This window comes from Streptomyces sp. ME02-8801-2C, from assembly GCF_033793965.1.
In the GTDB taxonomy this organism is placed as follows: Bacteria; Actinomycetota; Actinomycetes; order Streptomycetales; family Streptomycetaceae; genus Streptomyces.
This window is the reverse complement of the sequence record NZ_JARAXP010000038.1, coordinates 13,264-30,197: the sequence shown is the minus strand read 5'-3', so window position 1 is coordinate 30,197 and position 16,934 is coordinate 13,264. Positions and strand designations below refer to the sequence as shown.

Annotated in this window: 10 protein-coding genes and 2 pseudogenes; 10 read left to right on the top strand and 2 right to left on the bottom strand. The window is 70.4% G+C overall.

The features are described 5' to 3' along the window. Positions 1–109: 109 nt before the first annotated feature. Positions 110–967, bottom strand: a complete 858-nt coding sequence (locus tag PV396_RS44125) for a hypothetical protein (protein WP_319214024.1) — start codon at positions 965–967, stop codon at positions 110–112. 189 nt (positions 968–1,156) lie between these two features. Here PV396_RS44125 and PV396_RS44120 point away from each other — a divergent pair, with 189 nt between their 5' ends. The 7 genes and pseudogenes from PV396_RS44120 (at position 1,157) to PV396_RS44090 (ending at position 7,744) form a co-directional block, all read left to right on the top strand. Next, positions 1,157–1,522 (top strand): hypothetical protein, encoded by a 366-nt coding sequence (locus tag PV396_RS44120; protein ID WP_319214022.1) that lies wholly within the window; start codon positions 1,157–1,159, stop codon positions 1,520–1,522. A 5-nt stretch (positions 1,523–1,527) separates the two neighbouring features. After that, positions 1,528–2,532: pseudogene (locus tag PV396_RS44115) on the top strand (glutathionylspermidine synthase family protein); the annotation flags it as partial. 171 nt (positions 2,533–2,703) lie between these two features. Further along, positions 2,704–2,871 (top strand): annotated as a pseudogene (locus PV396_RS44110) (glutathionylspermidine synthase family protein); the annotation flags it as partial. 494 nt (positions 2,872–3,365) lie between these two features. Beyond that, entirely contained in the window at positions 3,366–4,814 is a 1,449-nt protein-coding gene (locus PV396_RS44105) for a glycine hydroxymethyltransferase (protein WP_319214021.1), read from the top strand. A 123-nt stretch (positions 4,815–4,937) separates the two neighbouring features. Continuing rightward, a complete protein-coding gene (trpS, locus tag PV396_RS44100) occupies positions 4,938–5,951 on the top strand; it encodes a tryptophan--tRNA ligase (protein ID WP_319214020.1) in 1,014 nt (337 codons plus the stop codon). A 277-nt stretch (positions 5,952–6,228) separates the two neighbouring features. Next, positions 6,229–6,807, top strand: a complete 579-nt coding sequence (locus PV396_RS44095) for a 2'-5' RNA ligase family protein (RefSeq protein WP_319214019.1) — start codon at positions 6,229–6,231, stop codon at positions 6,805–6,807. Positions 6,808–6,871: 64 nt separating this feature from the next. Then, positions 6,872–7,744, top strand: a complete 873-nt coding sequence (locus PV396_RS44090) for a YihY/virulence factor BrkB family protein (RefSeq protein ID WP_319214018.1) — start codon at positions 6,872–6,874, stop codon at positions 7,742–7,744. Positions 7,745–7,787: 43 nt separating this feature from the next. Here PV396_RS44090 and PV396_RS44085 read toward each other — a convergent pair whose 3' ends face one another. After that, on the bottom strand, positions 7,788–9,158 hold the full coding sequence (locus PV396_RS44085) for a D-alanyl-D-alanine carboxypeptidase family protein (RefSeq protein WP_416071587.1): 1,371 nt from the start codon (positions 9,156–9,158) through the stop codon (positions 7,788–7,790). A gap of 115 nt (positions 9,159–9,273) precedes the next feature. Between PV396_RS44085 and PV396_RS44080 the strand changes: the two genes are divergently transcribed. The 3 genes from PV396_RS44080 to PV396_RS44070 all read left to right on the top strand — a co-directional run bounded on the left by PV396_RS44080 (position 9,274) and on the right by PV396_RS44070 (position 16,930). After that, complete coding sequence (locus PV396_RS44080; protein WP_319214016.1) at positions 9,274–9,516, top strand: SCO4848 family membrane protein; 243 nt, start codon at positions 9,274–9,276, stop codon at positions 9,514–9,516. Between the two features lie 16 nt (positions 9,517–9,532). Then, positions 9,533–10,858 (top strand): metallophosphoesterase, encoded by a 1,326-nt coding sequence (locus PV396_RS44075; protein ID WP_319214015.1) that lies wholly within the window; start codon positions 9,533–9,535, stop codon positions 10,856–10,858. 399 nt (positions 10,859–11,257) lie between these two features. Beyond that, positions 11,258–16,930 carry a DNRLRE domain-containing protein gene (locus PV396_RS44070; protein ID WP_319214014.1) on the top strand — a complete coding sequence of 1,891 codons (5,673 nt, stop codon included), beginning with the start codon at positions 11,258–11,260 and terminating at the stop codon, positions 16,928–16,930. Positions 16,931–16,934: the final 4 nt, after the last annotated feature.

Here is a 16,934-nt window from a genome sequence, read left to right as displayed (position 1 = left end):
TCCAGCCCGTCCGGCGTTTGAGGACGAGGCCCGTTCAGGGCCGTAGCGGGGGTCTGGGGACGCAGCCCCCAGGAAGGGATGGGACGGGTAAGGGCGGCGAGGGCGACTCTCAGTCCGGCGCCTCACCGAACCGCGCCAACGCCAACGCCCCCACCACGGCCACCCCGAACCCCGCCACCGCCAGCCACCCCAACCCCTCCCTCGTACGGTCCCCCAGCCACACCACCCCGATCACCGCCGGCCCGATCGTCTCCCCGATCACCATCCCCGCCGTAGGCACGGTCACCGCCCCCCGCTGCAACGCCGACGTCAACGCCAGGAACGCCCCCGCACCCCCCACCACCAGCGCGTACACCGCCGCGTTCGCCACCAGCGCCCCCACCGACAGCTCATCGACGAGCCGCACCGAGACCTCGACCACCCCGAACCCGAACCCCGCCCCCAACCCGAGCACCAGCCCCCGTCCCCGCTCCGGCAACCGCCCGCCCAGCAACCCCAGCACCAGCACCCCCACCGCGGTCGCGAGCATCGCGTACCTGAGCGCGTCCGACCCGGCCCGCTCCCCCTCCGTCCCGGAGGACAGCCCCAGCATGCCCAACCCCGCGCACACCACCCCCACCGCGGCCCACTCCACCCCGCTCAGCCGCGCCCGCAGCAGCCGGGCGGCGACCACCGCGGTGACGGCGAGACTCGCGGCCAACGCCGCGCCGACGGCGTAGATCGGAAGGGAACGCAGCGCGGCGATCTGGAAGAGGAAGCCGAGCCCGTCCAGGGCCAGTCCTGCGATGTACCGCCACTGCCGCAACGCCCGCAACAGCAACGCCGCGTCGCCGCCCGGACCGCCGCCCGGACCGCCGCGCGGGCTCTCGCGTGAGTCGGTGGGACCGGCGGCCGCCGCCCGCGCGGCCATCGCCTGCAACACCGTCGCCGTACCGAAGCAGACCGCCGCGCCGAGCGCGCACACCATTCCAAAGAGCACACGGTGACTCTAGGTGGGGCGGAGTGGAGAGAGGCGGTAGGAGGGAGGAGGGAGTAGGGAGGTGAGAGGTGAGAGGTGGGAGGCGGGTGGAAGGAACAGGGGGTCAGCCGAACCCGGCCCTGGGCGATCTTTAAGCTGGGCGAAACACCACAACGGGGAAAACGGGGAGACACGAACATGGCTGACACGCGCAGACGGCTCCGCTCGGGCACCGTCGTACTAGGCGGCATGGGCCTCCTCGCCGCCGCCCTCACCGCGTGCTCCTCGGACGACCCCGACAAGCGCTGCGTCGACCGCGACAGTTACCGCGCCGCCAAGGGCTACAAGGTCGTCGCCGAGAAGAACTGCAAGACCGTCACGTCGGTCAACGGTGCCCACTACTACGGCGGCAAGAAGAAGTCCGGCTGGGTGAAGGGCGGTTCCTTCACCGAGTCCCGTTCGAGCGGCGGAAGCTCGAGCAGCGGAGGAAGCGGCGACGACGACAGCCGCACCGGCGTCCACCGCGGCGGCTTCGGCGGCGGCGACTCCGGCTCGGGCGGCTGAGCGGCATGCGGCGCCACACGATCGAGCCCCGCCCCGACTGGCAGCAGACCGTCGAGGCGCAGGGGCTCATCTACCCGCTCACCCGCCTCCCCGACGGCACGCTGCGCCCCTACTGGGACGAGAGCGCGTACTACGTCTTCTCGCTCCCGGAGGTGGAGGCGCTGGAGGAGGTGGTCGAGGAACTCCACGGCATGTGTCTCGCCGCGGCCGACCACATCGTCACGGAGAACCGTTTCGCCGAGCTGGGCATCACCGACCCGCGCATCGCGGCGGCGGTCGCCGAGGCCTGGCACCGCCGAGCGGAACTCCCGTCCCTCTACGGCAGGTTCGACCTGCGCTACGACGGTACGGGCCCCGCGAAGCTCCTCGAGTACAACGCCGACACCCCCACCTCGCTGGTGGAGGCGGCGTCCGCCCAGTGGTTCTGGATGGAGGACCGCTTCCCCGGCGCCGACCAGTGGAACTCCCTGCATGAGCGCCTGGTCGACGCCTGGCGGAAACAGGCCGGGCTCCTCCCGCCCGGCAGCCCCCTCCACTTCGCGCACTCCGCCGCCGACGAACTCGGCGAGGACCTGATGACCGTCGCCTACCTGAAGGAGACGGCGGAGCAGGCGGGCCTCGACACCGACTGGATCTCCGTGGAGGAGATCGGCTGGGACCCGCTCTCCGGGCGCTTCGTCGACAACCAACTCCGGTTCATCCGCAGCTGCTTCAAGCTGTACCCGTGGGAGTGGCTCACCACGGACGAATTCGCCGACCAGGTCCTCGACACCCTGGACAACGGCGGCGGCACGGGCAGCACGCTGTGGATCGAACCGGCCTGGAAGATGCTGCTGAGCAACAAGGCGCTGCTGGCCATCCTCTGGGAGCTCTATCCCGACCACCCGAACCTCCTCCCCGCGTACCTGGACGGTCCACGGGACCTGACCCACACGACCGGCTACGTCAGGAAGCCGCTCCTCGGCAGAGAGGGCGCGGGCGTAACGATCCACAAGCCACCCCCCGCGCCTGCGGCGCCGACCGCGCCTGCGGCGCCGACCGCGCCTGCGGCGCCGACCGCGCCTGCGGCGCCGACCGCGCCTGCGGCGCATGTGGCATCCGGGATGCGCGCCGCGCCTGCTGCCCCTGCGGCCGCCGTAGCGCCCACCACATCCCGCGTACCCTCCGCGTCCTCCCTTCAAGACCCCTGCTGCTACCAGCAGTTGGCGGCCCTGCCCACCTTCGACGGCAACCACGTCGTCCTCGGCGCCTGGGTCGTCGCCGGCGAGTCGGCGGGTCTCGGCATCCGAGAGTCGGACGGTCCGATCACCGACGAGTACGCCCGCTTCCTGCCCCACGTCATCCTGTAACGCTCGCCGAGCCCGTCGGCGCCTGCCGCGCCACCGGCGCCTGCCGCGCCTGTCGGCGCCGACCGTGCCTGTCGGCGCCTGCCGCGCCACCGGCGCCCGGCCGGCGTCCGCTGACACTCACCGGCGCCCACCGCGCCGCACGGTAGGCGCGGGTGGGCGCGGCCGGCGCCGACGGGCCCACCGGCGCCTGCTGACACTCATCGGCACTCATCGGCACTCATCGGTACTCACCCCCGCACGAAGCCCACCCACGCCCACTGCCCCCCCCACACCCGCCGAAGCCCCTCCCGCCCCCGCGTCAGCGGCATCGCTCGCATGCTGGACAGCGCGGCCCCGGCCTCTCGCCCGGCCGGTAGGCTGGGCGTGGGCCGTGACTGGCGCGCTGGGATGGGACCGACCATCGGGAAGCGGTCCCAGGATCCTTCGGGTCCATGAGTCAGTGCCGTGCGCCTGGGCCGAGCCGTGAACGCCGAACGCCACGTCCGGAGGTCCCCATGTCAGCCGAGCCCCTCTCCCCCGAATCCACCGCCTTCCGCAGCGCCCTCGACGTGATCCGCGCCGTCGAGCCGCGGGTCGCCGACGCCATCGGCCAGGAGGTCGCCGACCAGCGCGAGATGCTCAAGCTGATCGCCTCCGAGAACTACGCCTCCCCGGCCACCCTGCTGGCCATGGGCAACTGGTTCAGCGACAAGTACGCCGAGGGCACCGTGGGCCGCCGCTTCTACGCCGGCTGTCGCAACGTCGACACCGTCGAGTCCCTCGCCGCCGAGCACGCCCGCGAACTCTTCGGCGCGGCGCACGCCTACGTCCAGCCGCACTCCGGCATCGACGCCAACCTCGTCGCCTTCTGGTCCGTCCTCGCCGACCGCGTCGAGGCCCCCTTCCTGGAGAAGAGCGGCGCCCGGCAGGTCAACGACCTCACCGAGGCCGACTGGGCCGAACTGCGCCAGGCCTTCGGCAACCAGCGCATGCTCGGTATGTCCCTCGACGCCGGCGGCCACCTCACCCACGGCTTCCGCCCCAACATCTCCGGCAAGATGTTCGACCAGCGTTCCTACGGCACCGACCCCGCCACCGGCCTCATCGACTACGAGGCCCTGCGCGCCACCGCCCGTGACTTCAAGCCGCTGATCATCGTCGCCGGCTACTCCGCCTACCCCCGTCTCGTGAACTTCCGGATCATGCGCGAGATCGCCGACGAGGTCGGCGCCACGCTGATGGTGGACATGGCCCACTTCGCGGGCCTCGTCGCGGGCAAGGTCCTCACCGGCGACTTCGACCCGGTCCCGCACGCGCAGATCGTGACGACCACCACCCACAAGTCGCTGCGCGGCCCGCGCGGCGGCATGGTCCTGTGCGACGACTCCCTCAAGGACCAGGTCGACCGCGGCTGCCCGATGGTCCTCGGCGGCCCCCTCCCGCACGTCATGGCCGCCAAGGCCGTCGCCCTCGCCGAGGCACGCCGGCCCGCGTTCCAGGACTACGCCCAGCGTGTCGTCGACAACGCCCGCGCCCTCGCCGAGGGCCTGATGAGCCGGGGCGCCACCCTGGTCACCGGCGGCACCGACAACCACCTCAACCTGATCGACGTCGCCTCCTCCTACGGCCTCACCGGCCGGCAGGCCGAGACCGCGCTCCTCGACTCGGGCATCGTCACCAACCGCAACGCCATCCCGGCCGACCCGAACGGCGCCTGGTACACGTCCGGCATCCGTATCGGCACCCCGGCCCTCACCACCCGGGGCCTGGGAACGGCGGAGATGGACGAGGTGGCCGGCCTGATCGACCGCGTCCTCACGGCGGCCGAACCCGGCACCACCAAGTCGGGCGCCCCGTCGAAGGCGTCGCACGTCCTGGACGCGAAGATCTCCGACGAGATCGCGACCAGGGCGACGGACCTGGTGGCGGGCTTCCCCCTCTACCCGGAGATCGACCTGGGCTGAGCCCACCCAGGGGCGCGGGGCCGCATCGATTTGCGGCTCCGCCGCGGGGCGCGACCAGCCCTCACCGGCCCGCAGCTCCCCGCGTACCGAAACCACCCCCGTACCTCTGAGACAATGAGAAACATGGCCTCAGACCGACCGCGCGTGCTCTCCGGAATCCAGCCCACCGCAGGCTCGTTCCACCTCGGCAACTACCTCGGCGCCGTGCGCCAGTGGGTGGCCCTGCAGGAGTCCCACGACGCGTTCTACATGGTCGTCGACCTGCACGCGATCACGGTCCCGCAGGATCCGAAGGAGCTCACGGCCAACACCAGGCTGGCCGCCGCCCAGCTCCTCGCGGCCGGGCTCGACCCCGACCGCTGCACGCTGTTCGCCCAGAGCCACGTCCCCGAGCACGCCCAGCTCGCCTGGATCATGAACTGCCTCACCGGCTTCGGCGAGGCGTCCCGGATGACCCAGTTCAAGGACAAGTCCGCCAAGCAGGGCGCCGAGCGGGCGAGCGTCGGGCTGTTCACGTACCCGATCCTCCAGGTCGCCGACATCCTCCTCTACCAGGCGAACGAGGTGCCGGTCGGCGAGGACCAGCGCCAGCACATCGAGCTGACCCGTGACCTCGCCGAGCGCTTCAACGGCCGCTTCGGCGAGACCTTCACGATCCCGAAGCCGTACATCCTGAAGGAGACGGCGAAGATCTACGACCTTCAGGACCCGTCGATCAAGATGAGCAAGTCGGCGTCCACGCCCAAGGGCCTCATCAACCTCCTCGACGATCCGAAGACCACCGCCAAGAAGGTCAAGAGCGCGGTCACGGACACGGACACCGTGATCCGCTTCGACCCGCAGGGGAAGCCCGGCATCAGCAACCTGCTCGGCATCTACTCGACGCTCACCGGCATCGACATCGCCGAACTCGAGCGGAAGTACGACGGCAAGGGCTACGGTGCGCTGAAAGTGGACCTCGCCGATGTCGTGGTCGACTTCGTGACGCCGTTCCGGGAGCGCACCCAGCAGTATCTGGACGACCCGGAGACCCTCGACTCGATCCTCGCCAAGGGCGCGGAGAAGGCCAGGGCCGTCGCCGCGGAGACACTCGCCCAGGCATACGAGAGAGTCGGCTTCCTGCCCGCCAAACACTGACCCCGGACATTGACCCGGTCTTGGACCCGGACACTGCCCCCGAGACTGCGGGCACTGAACCGCAGTCGCACGGGTACCAGTACCACCGCACTGCGTACGACGCGCCACCAGAGCGCTGCACATCACTATGGTTGCGCCTGCCCGCAGACCCGCCGTGCCCGTACAGTCGATAGCCGACCGGTACGAGCAACAGCCCATACGAGCAACACCCGCACGACCAGCTGCACAGCAAGACCAGCAAGACCAGCTCACAGCGAGCCGACGAACAGGAGACGACGTGGGGACCGTAACGATCGGTGTGTCGATCTCGGTCCCGGAGCCACACGGCAGCCTGCTCCAGCAGCGGCGTGCGGACTTCGGTGACGCCGCCGCACACGGCATCCCCACCCACGTCACCCTGTTGCCGCCCACGGAGGTCGACTCCACGGCGCTGCCCGCCATCGAGGCCCACCTGGTCGAGGTGGCCGGCGCGGGCCGGTCGTTCTCGATGCGGCTCTCCGGGACGGGCACCTTCCGGCCACTGTCCCCCGTCGTGTACGTCAAGATCGTCGAGGGTGCCGACACCTGCACCTGGCTGCAGAAGCAGGTCCGTGACGCCTCGGGCCCGATCGCACGCGAACTGCAGTTCCCGTACCACCCGCATGTGACGGTCGCCCACAGCATCTCCGAAGAGGCGATGGACCGGGCCTTCACGGAACTCGCCGACTACGAGGCCGACTGGCCCTGCACCGGCTTCGCGCTGTACGAGCAGGGAGCCGACGCGGTGTGGCGCAAGCTGCGCGAGTTCACCTTCGGCGGGCCCGTCGTACCGCCGCAGGCGGCCCATGTGGCGCGCGGCCCCCTTCCCACCAGGTAGAACCGACTTCCCGCCAGGTAGAACCGACCCCCACGGTCCGGCGTTTACGGGGTACAAGCTCTCCATGGACTGGCTGAAGAAGCTCCCCGGCATCGGCCCGGTCGTCGTCCGCCTGATGACCACGCACATCTGGCGGTCGTACGAGCGACTCGACCGCGTGAAGTGGTCGCGACTGGCCGCCGCGATGACCTTCATCAGCTTCGTGGCCCTGTTCCCGCTGCTCACCCTGGCCGCGGCGATCGCCGCCGCCACGCTCAGCACCGGACGGCAGAACGAGCTCGAAGACAAGATCGCCGAACAGGTGCCCGGCATCTCCGAGCAGCTGAACATCGACGGTCTGGTGGAGAACGCGGGCACGATCGGGGTGATCGCGGGCGCCGTCCTGCTGTTCACCGGCATCGGCTGGGTCGGCTCGATGCGGGAGTGTCTGCGGGCGGTGTGGGAGGTGCCCGAGGACGAGGGCAACCCCGTCCTGCGCAAGGTCAAGGACGCCGGTGTGCTGGTCGGGCTCGGCGGCGCGGTCCTCGTCACGATCGGCGCGTCCACGGTCGCGTCGGCAGCGATCGGCTGGGCCGCGCGCGGACTCGGCATCGACGAGGCCGGCTGGGGAGCGGTCCTGCTGCGCCTGGCCGCGTTCGCCGTCGCGGTCCTCGCCGACTTCCTGGTCCTCCTGTACGTCCTCACCCTGCTGCCCGGCGTGGAACCGACCCGGCGGCGCCTGTTCGTCGCCGCGCTGATCGGCGCGGCCGGCTTCGAACTGCTGAAGCTGCTGCTCAGCAGCTATATGCAGGACGTGGCGGGAAAGAGCATGTACGGCGCGTTCGGCGTCCCGGTGGCCCTGCTCCTCTGGATCAACTTCACGTCCAGACTCGTACTGTTCTGCGCGAGCTGGACGGCAACACCCTCTTCAGACCGTTCAGACCGTTCAGAGCCGTAGGGGGTCTGGGGGCGCAGCCCCCAGAAAACCCCCGCAGAACCTCTTACCGCTTCCGCCGTACCAACTCCGGCAACGGCCACCGCCGATTGACCAGAAACGCACCCCCCGCCAGCAACACCACCACCCCACCGGCGATCCCCAGCGCGACTCCCATACCCCGCCTGTCCGGATCCACCTGGGACGAAGCGTTGGCGACCGGCGACGCGGACGCACCCGCCTTCCCGGGATCCCCCGCCTCACCGCCTCCCGCCTCACCGGAGTCGGCGCCCGACCCGCTCCCGGTGTCGGTGCCCCCCGCCGCCCCCGGCGAGGCGTCGGCCCCCGCCGCCCCCTTGGGCGCGACCAGCTCACCCACCGGCTTCACCTTCCCGGCGGCCCTGAACCCCCAGTCGAGCAGCCGCGCGGTCTCCTTGTAGACCTCGTTGTGCTCGGTCTTCTCCGGGTTCATGACCGTGACCAGCAACACCTTGCCGCCCCGCTCGGCGACACCGGTGAAGGTCGCGCCCGCGTTGGTGGTGTTGCCGTTCTTCACGCCCGCGATGCCCTGGTACACGGAGACGTCCGAGTCCCCGGCGAGCAGCCGGTTGGTGTTCTGGATCTCGAAGTTTCCGCGCACCCACTTGCCCTGCTTGTTCTTCTTCGTCTCGCCCGGGAACTTGGCCGACACGGTCGAGCAGTACTCGCGGAAGTCCTTCTTCTGCAGCCCGGAGCGCGCGAACAGCGTCAGGTCGTACGCGGACGACACCTGCCCCCGCTCGTCGTAGCCGTCGGGGCTGACCACGTTCGTGTCGAGGGCCTGGAGCTCCTCGGCGTGCTCGTTCATCTCCTTGACGGTGGCCGCAACGCCACCGTTCATGTGGGACAGCACGTGCACGGCGTCGTTGCCGGACCGCAGGAAGACGCCGAGCCACAGGTCGTGGACCGTGTACGTCTCCTTCTCCTTGATGCCGACCATGCTGGAACCGGCGCCGACGTCCGCCAGCTCGGCGGGCGTGACCTTGTGCTTCAGCGTCCTCGGGAACTTCGGCAGCACGGTGTCGGCGAACAGCATCTTCAGCGTGCTCGCCGGAGGCAGCCGCCAGTGCGCGTTGTGTGCGGCGAGGACGTCGCCGGACTCGGCGTCCGACACGATCCAGGAGCGGGCAGTGACGTCCTTCGGGATCACCGGCACGCCCTCGGCGAGGTTCACCTGCGTCCCCTCCTGCCCGAGCCGCGGCCCGCCCACGGTCGACATGTTCGCCGGGGGAGTCGCCGTCGGCGTGGTGCTCGGCGTGGCGCTCGGGGTCGTCGGCTTGGCGCTCGGTGTCGGCCTGGGGGCCGCGAACGCCGGTACGGGCGCGGTCAGCGCGGCGGACAGCAGGGTGGCGGAGGTGACCAGCAGGGTTCGCTTGGCGGTCTTTTTGGAGGCGGACACGACGGAGAACGTACATGTAGTGGCCCGTGAAGTCGTACCACCCCCGCACCCGGCACCGATGTGCCTCTCCCCACCCCGGCGACCGGTCCCAGTACCGGTTGGCGATACTGAACCCATGAAGCTCAGCCGTCCCGTCTCCTGGTTCCTGCTCGCCTTCGGGGTGTGGAGCTGGTTCATCTGGGTCACTTTCATCAAGAATCTGGTCAAGGACGGCAGCGGACTCGCGTTCGACGACGCGGGCACTCCCACGGCGTACTTCTGGGTGCATCTGGTGCTCGCGGTCGTCTCCTTCGTACTGGGGACGATCGTCGGCAGCATCGGGTTGCGCGGACTGCGCGCTTTGCGCCAGACCTCATAACGGGGGACACACCCACATGGTCATCGTCTTTGTGCTCGCCGCCCTCGCCGCGGTCGCCGCCCTCGTGGGGCTGCACTGGTACGTCTGGCGCCGCCTGGTGCGCGACACGACCGCGGGACCCGGCCCGGCCCGTCGCGTCGGCACGGTGGCGATCGTCGCCCTGCCCGTCATGATGATCGCGGCCCTTGTCGCCGAGCGGACCGGCGCGCCCTTCTGGCTCCAGCGCACCCTGGCCTGGCCGGGCTTCCTGTGGCTGGCCCTGTTCATCTATCTGGGCCTGGCCCTGATCGCGGGCGAGGCCGTACGGCCACTGCTGCGACGGTTCCTGGAACGGCGCGCCCCGGCCGAGGCACCCGTACAGGCCGCGCCGCCGGTACCGCCGGTCCTGCTCCGGAAGACGGAAACCGTACCGGCGGGTGCGTCCGAGACCCCGGACCCGCCAGCCGACGCTCCTGCCACCCCGAGCGCCCCGACCACCCCGGACACCCCCGAGACCTCCCCCCGCCTGCTCGCCGCCCCCTCCCGGCGTCTGTTCGTCTCCCGCGCGGTGGCGGGCGCGGCGGCGACCATCGCGGCCGGGACCGTCGGCTACGGCACGTACGGCGTCGTACGCGGCCCCCGCGTGAAGCGCGTCACGGTGCCGCTGGCCAAACTCCCGCGCGGCGCCCACGGGTTCCGGATCGCCGTCGTCAGCGACATCCACCTCGGGCCGGTCCTAGGCCGGGGTTTCGCGCAGAAGGTCGTCGACACGATCAACTCCACCCAGCCCGACCTGATCGCGGTCGTCGGTGACCTGGTCGACGGCAGTGTGAAGGACCTGGGTCCGGCAGCGGCCCCTCTCGCCGGGCTCCGGGCGCGGCACGGCGCGTTCTTCGTGACCGGGAACCACGAGTACTTCTCCGGCGCCGAACAGTGGGTCGAGGAGGTACGGCGGCTCGGTCTGCGTCCGCTGGAGAACGCGCGCGTCGAGCTGCCCGCCTTCGACCTCGCGGGCGTCAACGACATCGCGGGCGAGAGCGAGGGCCAGGGCCCCGACTTCGCCAAGGCACTCGGCGACCGGGACACGTCCAGGGCGAGCGTGCTGCTGGCCCACCAGCCGGTGCAGATCCACGACGCCGTCGAACACGGCGTGGACCTCCAGCTCTCCGGCCACACCCACGGCGGCCAGCTGTGGCCCGGCAACTTCATCGCCGACCTCGCCAACCCCACCCTCGCGGGCCTGGAGCGGTACGGGGACACGCAGTTGTACGTCTCCCGGGGCGCCGGCGCGTGGGGCCCGCCGACGCGGGTGGGGGCGCCGTCGGACATCACCGTGGTGGAACTGGCGTCCGCGCAAGCATGATCACCGCCAGTGAAGATCACGAATAGGTAAATAATCTGCACTGGGGGAACGGTCCCGACGACCCGTCAATCAGCCCTGCGCAAAAGCGAGTTGACTCCGGGATGTTCTTTTTGCGGCACTCGCCCCCTGGGGTGTCTCGATGGAATCAGATCTTCCACCTGGCTGAAAGCAAATGATCGATTTCCAGTCAAGATCCTTGAGGAAAATCGGGGGGTAACTATGTGCAACATTTGCCTGAGCGGTAAAAGTTCCTCCACAACCTCCTGCTTTGATCACGTCCACCCATGCGCACCAGGCGTCATGGGGTGATCTCAGGAGTCGTACTTGCGAATCAAACGGGGAAGGGCGAGGGCTGCGGGCATATCGCCCAGACGCACCGCACTCGCTGTCGCCGCCGTCATGGCGGCAGAGGCGGCGCTGGCGGCGGTGGGGACCGGGCAGACCTTCGCCGCCGCGGTGTCCACCACCACGAAGGTGGCATCGGCCAAGCCAGCCAAGTCCGCCGCGTCGTCGGCTGATTCGGCCGCGGCGGCGTTGCTGATGGCCCGGCTGCAGGGCCGGAAGATAGAGGTGCTGTCGGAGCGTTCCGCCAGCTCGACGACGTATGCGCTGCCGAACGGGCAGATGCAGACGTCGACTTACGCGGCGCCGATCCGGCAGCGGGTCGACGGTGTCTGGCGCAACATCGACACGGCTCTTTCCGACGAGGGCAGCGCCCTGGAGCCGGAGGTGGCGGTCGCGGACATCGCGGTCTCCGACGGCGGGGACACCGCGCTCGCCTCGGTCACCAAGGGTGCGAAGTCGTTCGGGATGGGCTGGGAGTCGAAGCTTCCGACACCCTCGGTGAAGGACGACACCGCCTCCTACGATCTCGGTGGCGGCGAGACCCTGACGGTCACGGCGCTGTCGCAGGGCTTCAGCCAGAACGTGGTGCTGGACCAGGCGCCCGAGGGTCCGCTGGAGTACCGGATCCCGATGCGGCTGAAGGGACTTGTCCTGTCGGTGGCCGAATCCGGTCACCTGTTGCTGAAGGACAACACCGGCAAGCTGGTCGCCGAGGCGCCCGCGCCGATGATGTGGGACTCCTCCAAGGACCGCAGGTCCGGCGAGTCGAAGTATCAGGCCAGGGTCGCCACGAAGGTCGAGACCGCCGAGGACGGGTCCCAGACCCTCGTCCTCGCCCCGGACGCCGGCTACTTCACGAAGAACAAGCTGACCTACCCGGTCACGGTCGACCCGACCAGCACCCTCGCCGCGACCACGGACACGTGGGTGGCGACGAACTTCACCGACTCGCAGGTCTCCTCGGACGAGCTGAAGTCGGGTACGTACGACGCGGGGACCACCAAGGCCCGCTCCTACCTGAAGTTCGACGTGTCGGCGTTCAAGGGCAAGCACATCACCGACACGAACCTCGCCCTGTACTCGTACTACTCCTCGACGTGCGCCACCACCGGCGCGGGCACCGAGGTGCGGCGGATCACCGGGACCTGGTCCTCCTCGGACATCACCTGGGGCGACCAGCCGGCCACCACCACGACCGGCGCGGTCACCAGCACGGCGGCCAAGGGCTACAGCGACTCCTGCCCGGCCGGCACGGTGAACTTCGACGTCGACGCCATCGTGCAGGCGTGGGCGGACGGTTCCACGAACTACGGTGTGCGGATCGCGGGGGCCTCCGAAACCGACTCCACCACCTGGCGCCGCTACCGCTCGGCCAACTACGTGTCCGGGGACGGCTCGACCGAGCCGCACCTGACGGTGACGTACAACTCCTACGCCACCAGTTCCTCCTCGGCGATCTCGCCGAGCGCGCTGAACGCCTACAACGGCAAGCGGTACGTCACCTCGCTGACGCCCACGCTCACGTCGAAGGTGTCGGACGCGGACGGCTCCACCGTCCGGGCGCAGTACGAGATCACGGCCGACCCCGACTACGCCGACACCACGTACTCCTACACGGCATACGGCAAGACCGTGGCCTCGGGCTCCACCTCCGCGCTCACCGTGCCCTCGGCGAGCGCCTTCCCGGCCGGCGCCCACCTGCGCTACCGGGTCCGTGCCTACGACGGCGCCGACAACGGCAGCTGGTCGGGGTACACCACGTTCGTACTGAACACGGCAAAGCCGGTCGCGCCGACGGTCACCTGTGACACGTACGGCGAGAACACCTGGACCGCCAAGGCCGACGAGGCGGTGACCTGCACCCTGGACACCTCCTCCACCGACGGGCAGGGCTACGAGTGGGGGCTGGACGACCCGTCCGTGCCCGAGCGAGTGGACGACACCACCGACGGGACCGGCGGCAACGCGCTGACCGTGGACATCGACCCGGCGGAGGGCTGGCACACGCTCTACGCCCGTACGGTCGACTCCGGCGGCAACCTCTCGACGACCACCACGGCATACACCTTCGGCGTCGGTGACGGTGCCGCGGTCGTGGCGCCCAAGGACGGCATCACCACAGCCCGCCGGGTGACACTGCAGGCCCGGGGCCTTACCGAATACACCGGCGCGACCTGGTACTACCGGCTCGGTGAGGACGGCGAGTGGACCGAGGTCCCCGTCGCCGACGCCACGGCCCCGGGCGGTGCGGCCGTCACCTGGCCGGCCACGATGAGCAGCGGTCTGTCGGCGTCCGTGGTGTGGAACGTCGCGGACACCGTCGGCGTCGACACGGACCTCCAGGTGCGGGCGTACCTCACGGGCGCGAGCTCGTCCGGGTACTCCTCGCCGGTCTCCCTCTCCCTCGACCGGGCGGCCGGTCAGGGACCGGCCAAGCAGATCGGTCCGGGCAGCGTCAACCTGCTCACCGGCACCTACACGCTCACCGAGACCGACGTCGACACCCTCGACGTCGAGGTGGTCCGCACCGCCGCGTCCCGCACCACCGCCACGGACGAGCCGGAGTCCACGATCTTCGGTCCGGGCTGGGCCGCCGGCCACTACAGCAGCGTCCAGGACGCCGTCTACGCCAAGGTGGTCAAGCAGTCGGCCACCGCGGTCCAACTCGTCGGGATCGACGGCGAGACCACGGCCGACTTCACCTACGCCGGCGGTGTGTGGACGTCCGCCGACACCGACGGTGTCATCCTCACCGGCACCACCACCGGCTCGTCCTTCACCCTCACCGACGAGAACGGCTCCGTCGCCACCTACGCGCTGTCCGCCACGGCGGGCACCTGGCTCCTCGACACCGTCGCCCACCTGGACGACGACACCGAGGTCTCCGTCTCCGAGGCCGTCTTCACCGGCGACACGGTCACGGGCCGCCCGCTGTACGTCATCACCTCGGCCGTGGCCGGCGGCGCGGACGACTGCCACGCGAACATGACCGGCGCCGCTTGCCGGATCCTCGAGTACGTCTACGCGTCCTCGACGACCGCCACCGACTCGGCGTACGGCGACTTCACCGGGCAGGTCAGCAGGGTTTTGCTGCACGCCGCGAACCCCGGGGCGACCCAGACGACCTCGACCGCAGTGGCTGCCTACTCCTACGACACCAGTGGTCGACTGCGCCAGGCGTGGGACCCGCGGATCAGCCCCGCGCTGAAGACGGCCTACGGCTACGACTCCGCAGGCCGCGTCGCCTCGTACATCCCGCCGGGTCGGCGTGCCTGGAACTTCACCTTCGGGCTAGCCGGTGACAGCGCGGCGGCCGGCCAGGGCATGCTGACCCGGGCCTCGCGTGCGAGCGCCGACGGCAACCCCGACACCGGCATCGTGTCGCTGGTCTACGACGTGCCCCTGTCGGGCAGCAGCGCCCCGCAGCAGATGGCGTCCTCGAACGTCGCCACCTGGGGCCAGCAGACCACCCCGGTCGACGCCACCGCCGTCTTCCCGCCGGACAGTGTGCCCGCGGGCGTCGTCGGGTCGGCGTTGGACAGCGACGACTACGCGCGGGCGGAAATCGCCTACACCGACGCGGAGGGCCGTGAACTCAACGCGGTCACGCCCGGCGGCCACATCACGACCAAGGAGTACGACAACGAGGGCAACGTGGTCAACGAACTGACCGCCGCCAACCGTGAACTCGCCCTCGGCACAGCCTCGGGCGCCGACACGGAACTGGCGCTGCTGCAGATCGGCGGTGAGACCACCCGGGTGCGCGCCGAGCGACTGTCCACGGTGTACGGCTACAACGCCGCCGGCCTGCAGGTGTCGGAGACCGGACCGCTCCACGTGGTCCGCCTCCAGCACGCTCTCGGCGGCGGAGTGAACGCGGCCGACCTCGCCGCGGGCGAGCAGGTCCCGGTGCGCCGGCACACCACGTACGCCTACGACGAAGGCCGTCCCACCGACGCGGTGGCGAGTGACCTGGTCACGACGACCACCGTCGGCGCGCAGGTGGCCGGGTACCCGACAGACGGCGACATCACCGTGACGACCGCCGCCTACGACTGGGCGACCGGCCACCGGACCAGGCAGACCGTCGACCCGACCGGCCTCGCGCTGGCCACGACGACGACCTACACCGCGGCCGGCCTCGTGAACGGCACGACCGTGCCGGGCGGCACCACCGCCACGACCTCCTACTGGACGGGCACCAGTGGCGCCTGCGGCGGGCACCCGGAGTGGACGGGTCTGGTCTGCCGGACCACGACAGGGACCTCCGGTTCCGCGACAGTCACCCGGGAGACCACCTACGACCGCTGGGGCAACCCGGCGACCGTGACGGAGACCTCGGGCAGCACCACCCGCACCACCACCCACACCTACGACGCCGCAGGCCGGCTCACCCTCACGCACACCACGTCCGGTACCGGCACCGCCCTCGCGGACCAGGCGGTCACCTACGACACGGCCACAGGCCTGAAGGCCACCGTGACCCGTGACGGAAAGACCGCCGCGTACACCTACGACGGCCTCGGCCGCCTGACCCAGTACGCGGACGGCACGGGCAACACCACCGTCACCGCGTACGACTTCTCGAACCGTCCGACCTCGGTCACCGACTCGGCCCCGGGGACGTCGTCGTACGCCTACAGCACGACGAGCACCGGCGACAAGGTCGTCACGATGACCGACTCGGCCGCGGGCACGTTCACCTTCACCTATGGCGCGGACGACCGACTGGTGACCCAGACCCTGGCGTCCGGCAACACCCTGGAGGTCTCCTACGACGAAATCGGTCTGGTCGCCCAGCGGTTGTACGAGGCGGCCGACGGTACGCCCACGCTCCTGAGCGCGGTCGACCGCACGATCGGCGGCACGGTCGCCCACGAGGCACGCACCGCGGGCACCACGGTCGAACTGGACTACACCTACGACAAGGCAGGTCGCCTGACCGTCGTCGACGGCAATGACGCGGACACCACCTGCAGCACCCGCGCCTACGCCCTGGACACGGCCGGCAACCGGACCGGCGTGACCACGACGACCGCCTCCTGCGCGGACTCGACCACGGCGACGACCACCACGGAGAGCTACGCGTACAACGCGCTGAACCAGCTGGCGGCGACCGGGTACACGTACGACGCGTTCGGCGCGGCGACCGCCCTCGCGGACGGTACGGCGCTCGCCCACCGCACCGACGGCAGCCCCTACCGGGTCACGCTCGGCGCCAACCGCGAGACCTGGACGCCGGACGCCGAAGGACGCCTGTCCACGGCCCTGACGGAGAGCAGCGCGAGCGGTTCCTGGGCCACGACGACCACGGTCGTCAGCCACTACGCCGACGGCACCGCCACTCCGGCCTGGTCCACCGACGGCACAACGAAAACCCGTTACCTGAAGGACCCCCAGGGCAACCTGGTGGCCACGGTCGAGGGCTCCGCCGTGACGCTCGCCCTCTCGGACGTGCGCGGCGACACCGCGGTCACGCTGGGCATCGCCGACGGGGCAGTGGCCGTCCACAGCTACACCGACACCGGGGTGACCGGCAGCGCGTTGCGCTACGGCTGGCTCGGCGGCACCGAGCGCGCCGACCGGCGCCTCACCGGGGTGCTGCTGATCGGCGAGCAGTTGTACGCGCCGTCGCTCGGCCGCTACCTCACCCCCGCGGCGGCCCGTGGTGACGAGGAAGCCCGGCCCAACGCCTACCTGTTCGCTTCGCAGGACCTGACCGAGTAGTCGA

Excerpts from the sequence above, each read along its gene's own strand:
- PV396_RS44080 (WP_319214016.1), top strand. The coding sequence starts at position 9,274 with ATGAAGCTCAGCCGTCCCGTCTCCTGGTTCCTGCTCGCCTTCGGGGTG.
- PV396_RS44075 (WP_319214015.1), top strand. The coding sequence starts at position 9,533 with ATGGTCATCGTCTTTGTGCTCGCCGCCCTCGCCGCGGTCGCCGCCCTC.
- PV396_RS44125 (WP_319214024.1), bottom strand. The coding sequence starts at position 967 with ATGGTGTGCGCGCTCGGCGCGGCGGTCTGCTTCGGTACGGCGACGGTG.
- PV396_RS44090 (WP_319214018.1), top strand. The coding sequence starts at position 6,872 with ATGGACTGGCTGAAGAAGCTCCCCGGCATCGGCCCGGTCGTCGTCCGC.
- PV396_RS44105 (WP_319214021.1), top strand. The coding sequence starts at position 3,366 with ATGTCAGCCGAGCCCCTCTCCCCCGAATCCACCGCCTTCCGCAGCGCC.
- PV396_RS44070 (WP_319214014.1), top strand. The coding sequence starts at position 11,258 with ATGGCGGCAGAGGCGGCGCTGGCGGCGGTGGGGACCGGGCAGACCTTC.
- trpS (WP_319214020.1), top strand. The coding sequence starts at position 4,938 with ATGGCCTCAGACCGACCGCGCGTGCTCTCCGGAATCCAGCCCACCGCA.
- PV396_RS44120 (WP_319214022.1), top strand. The coding sequence starts at position 1,157 with ATGGCTGACACGCGCAGACGGCTCCGCTCGGGCACCGTCGTACTAGGC.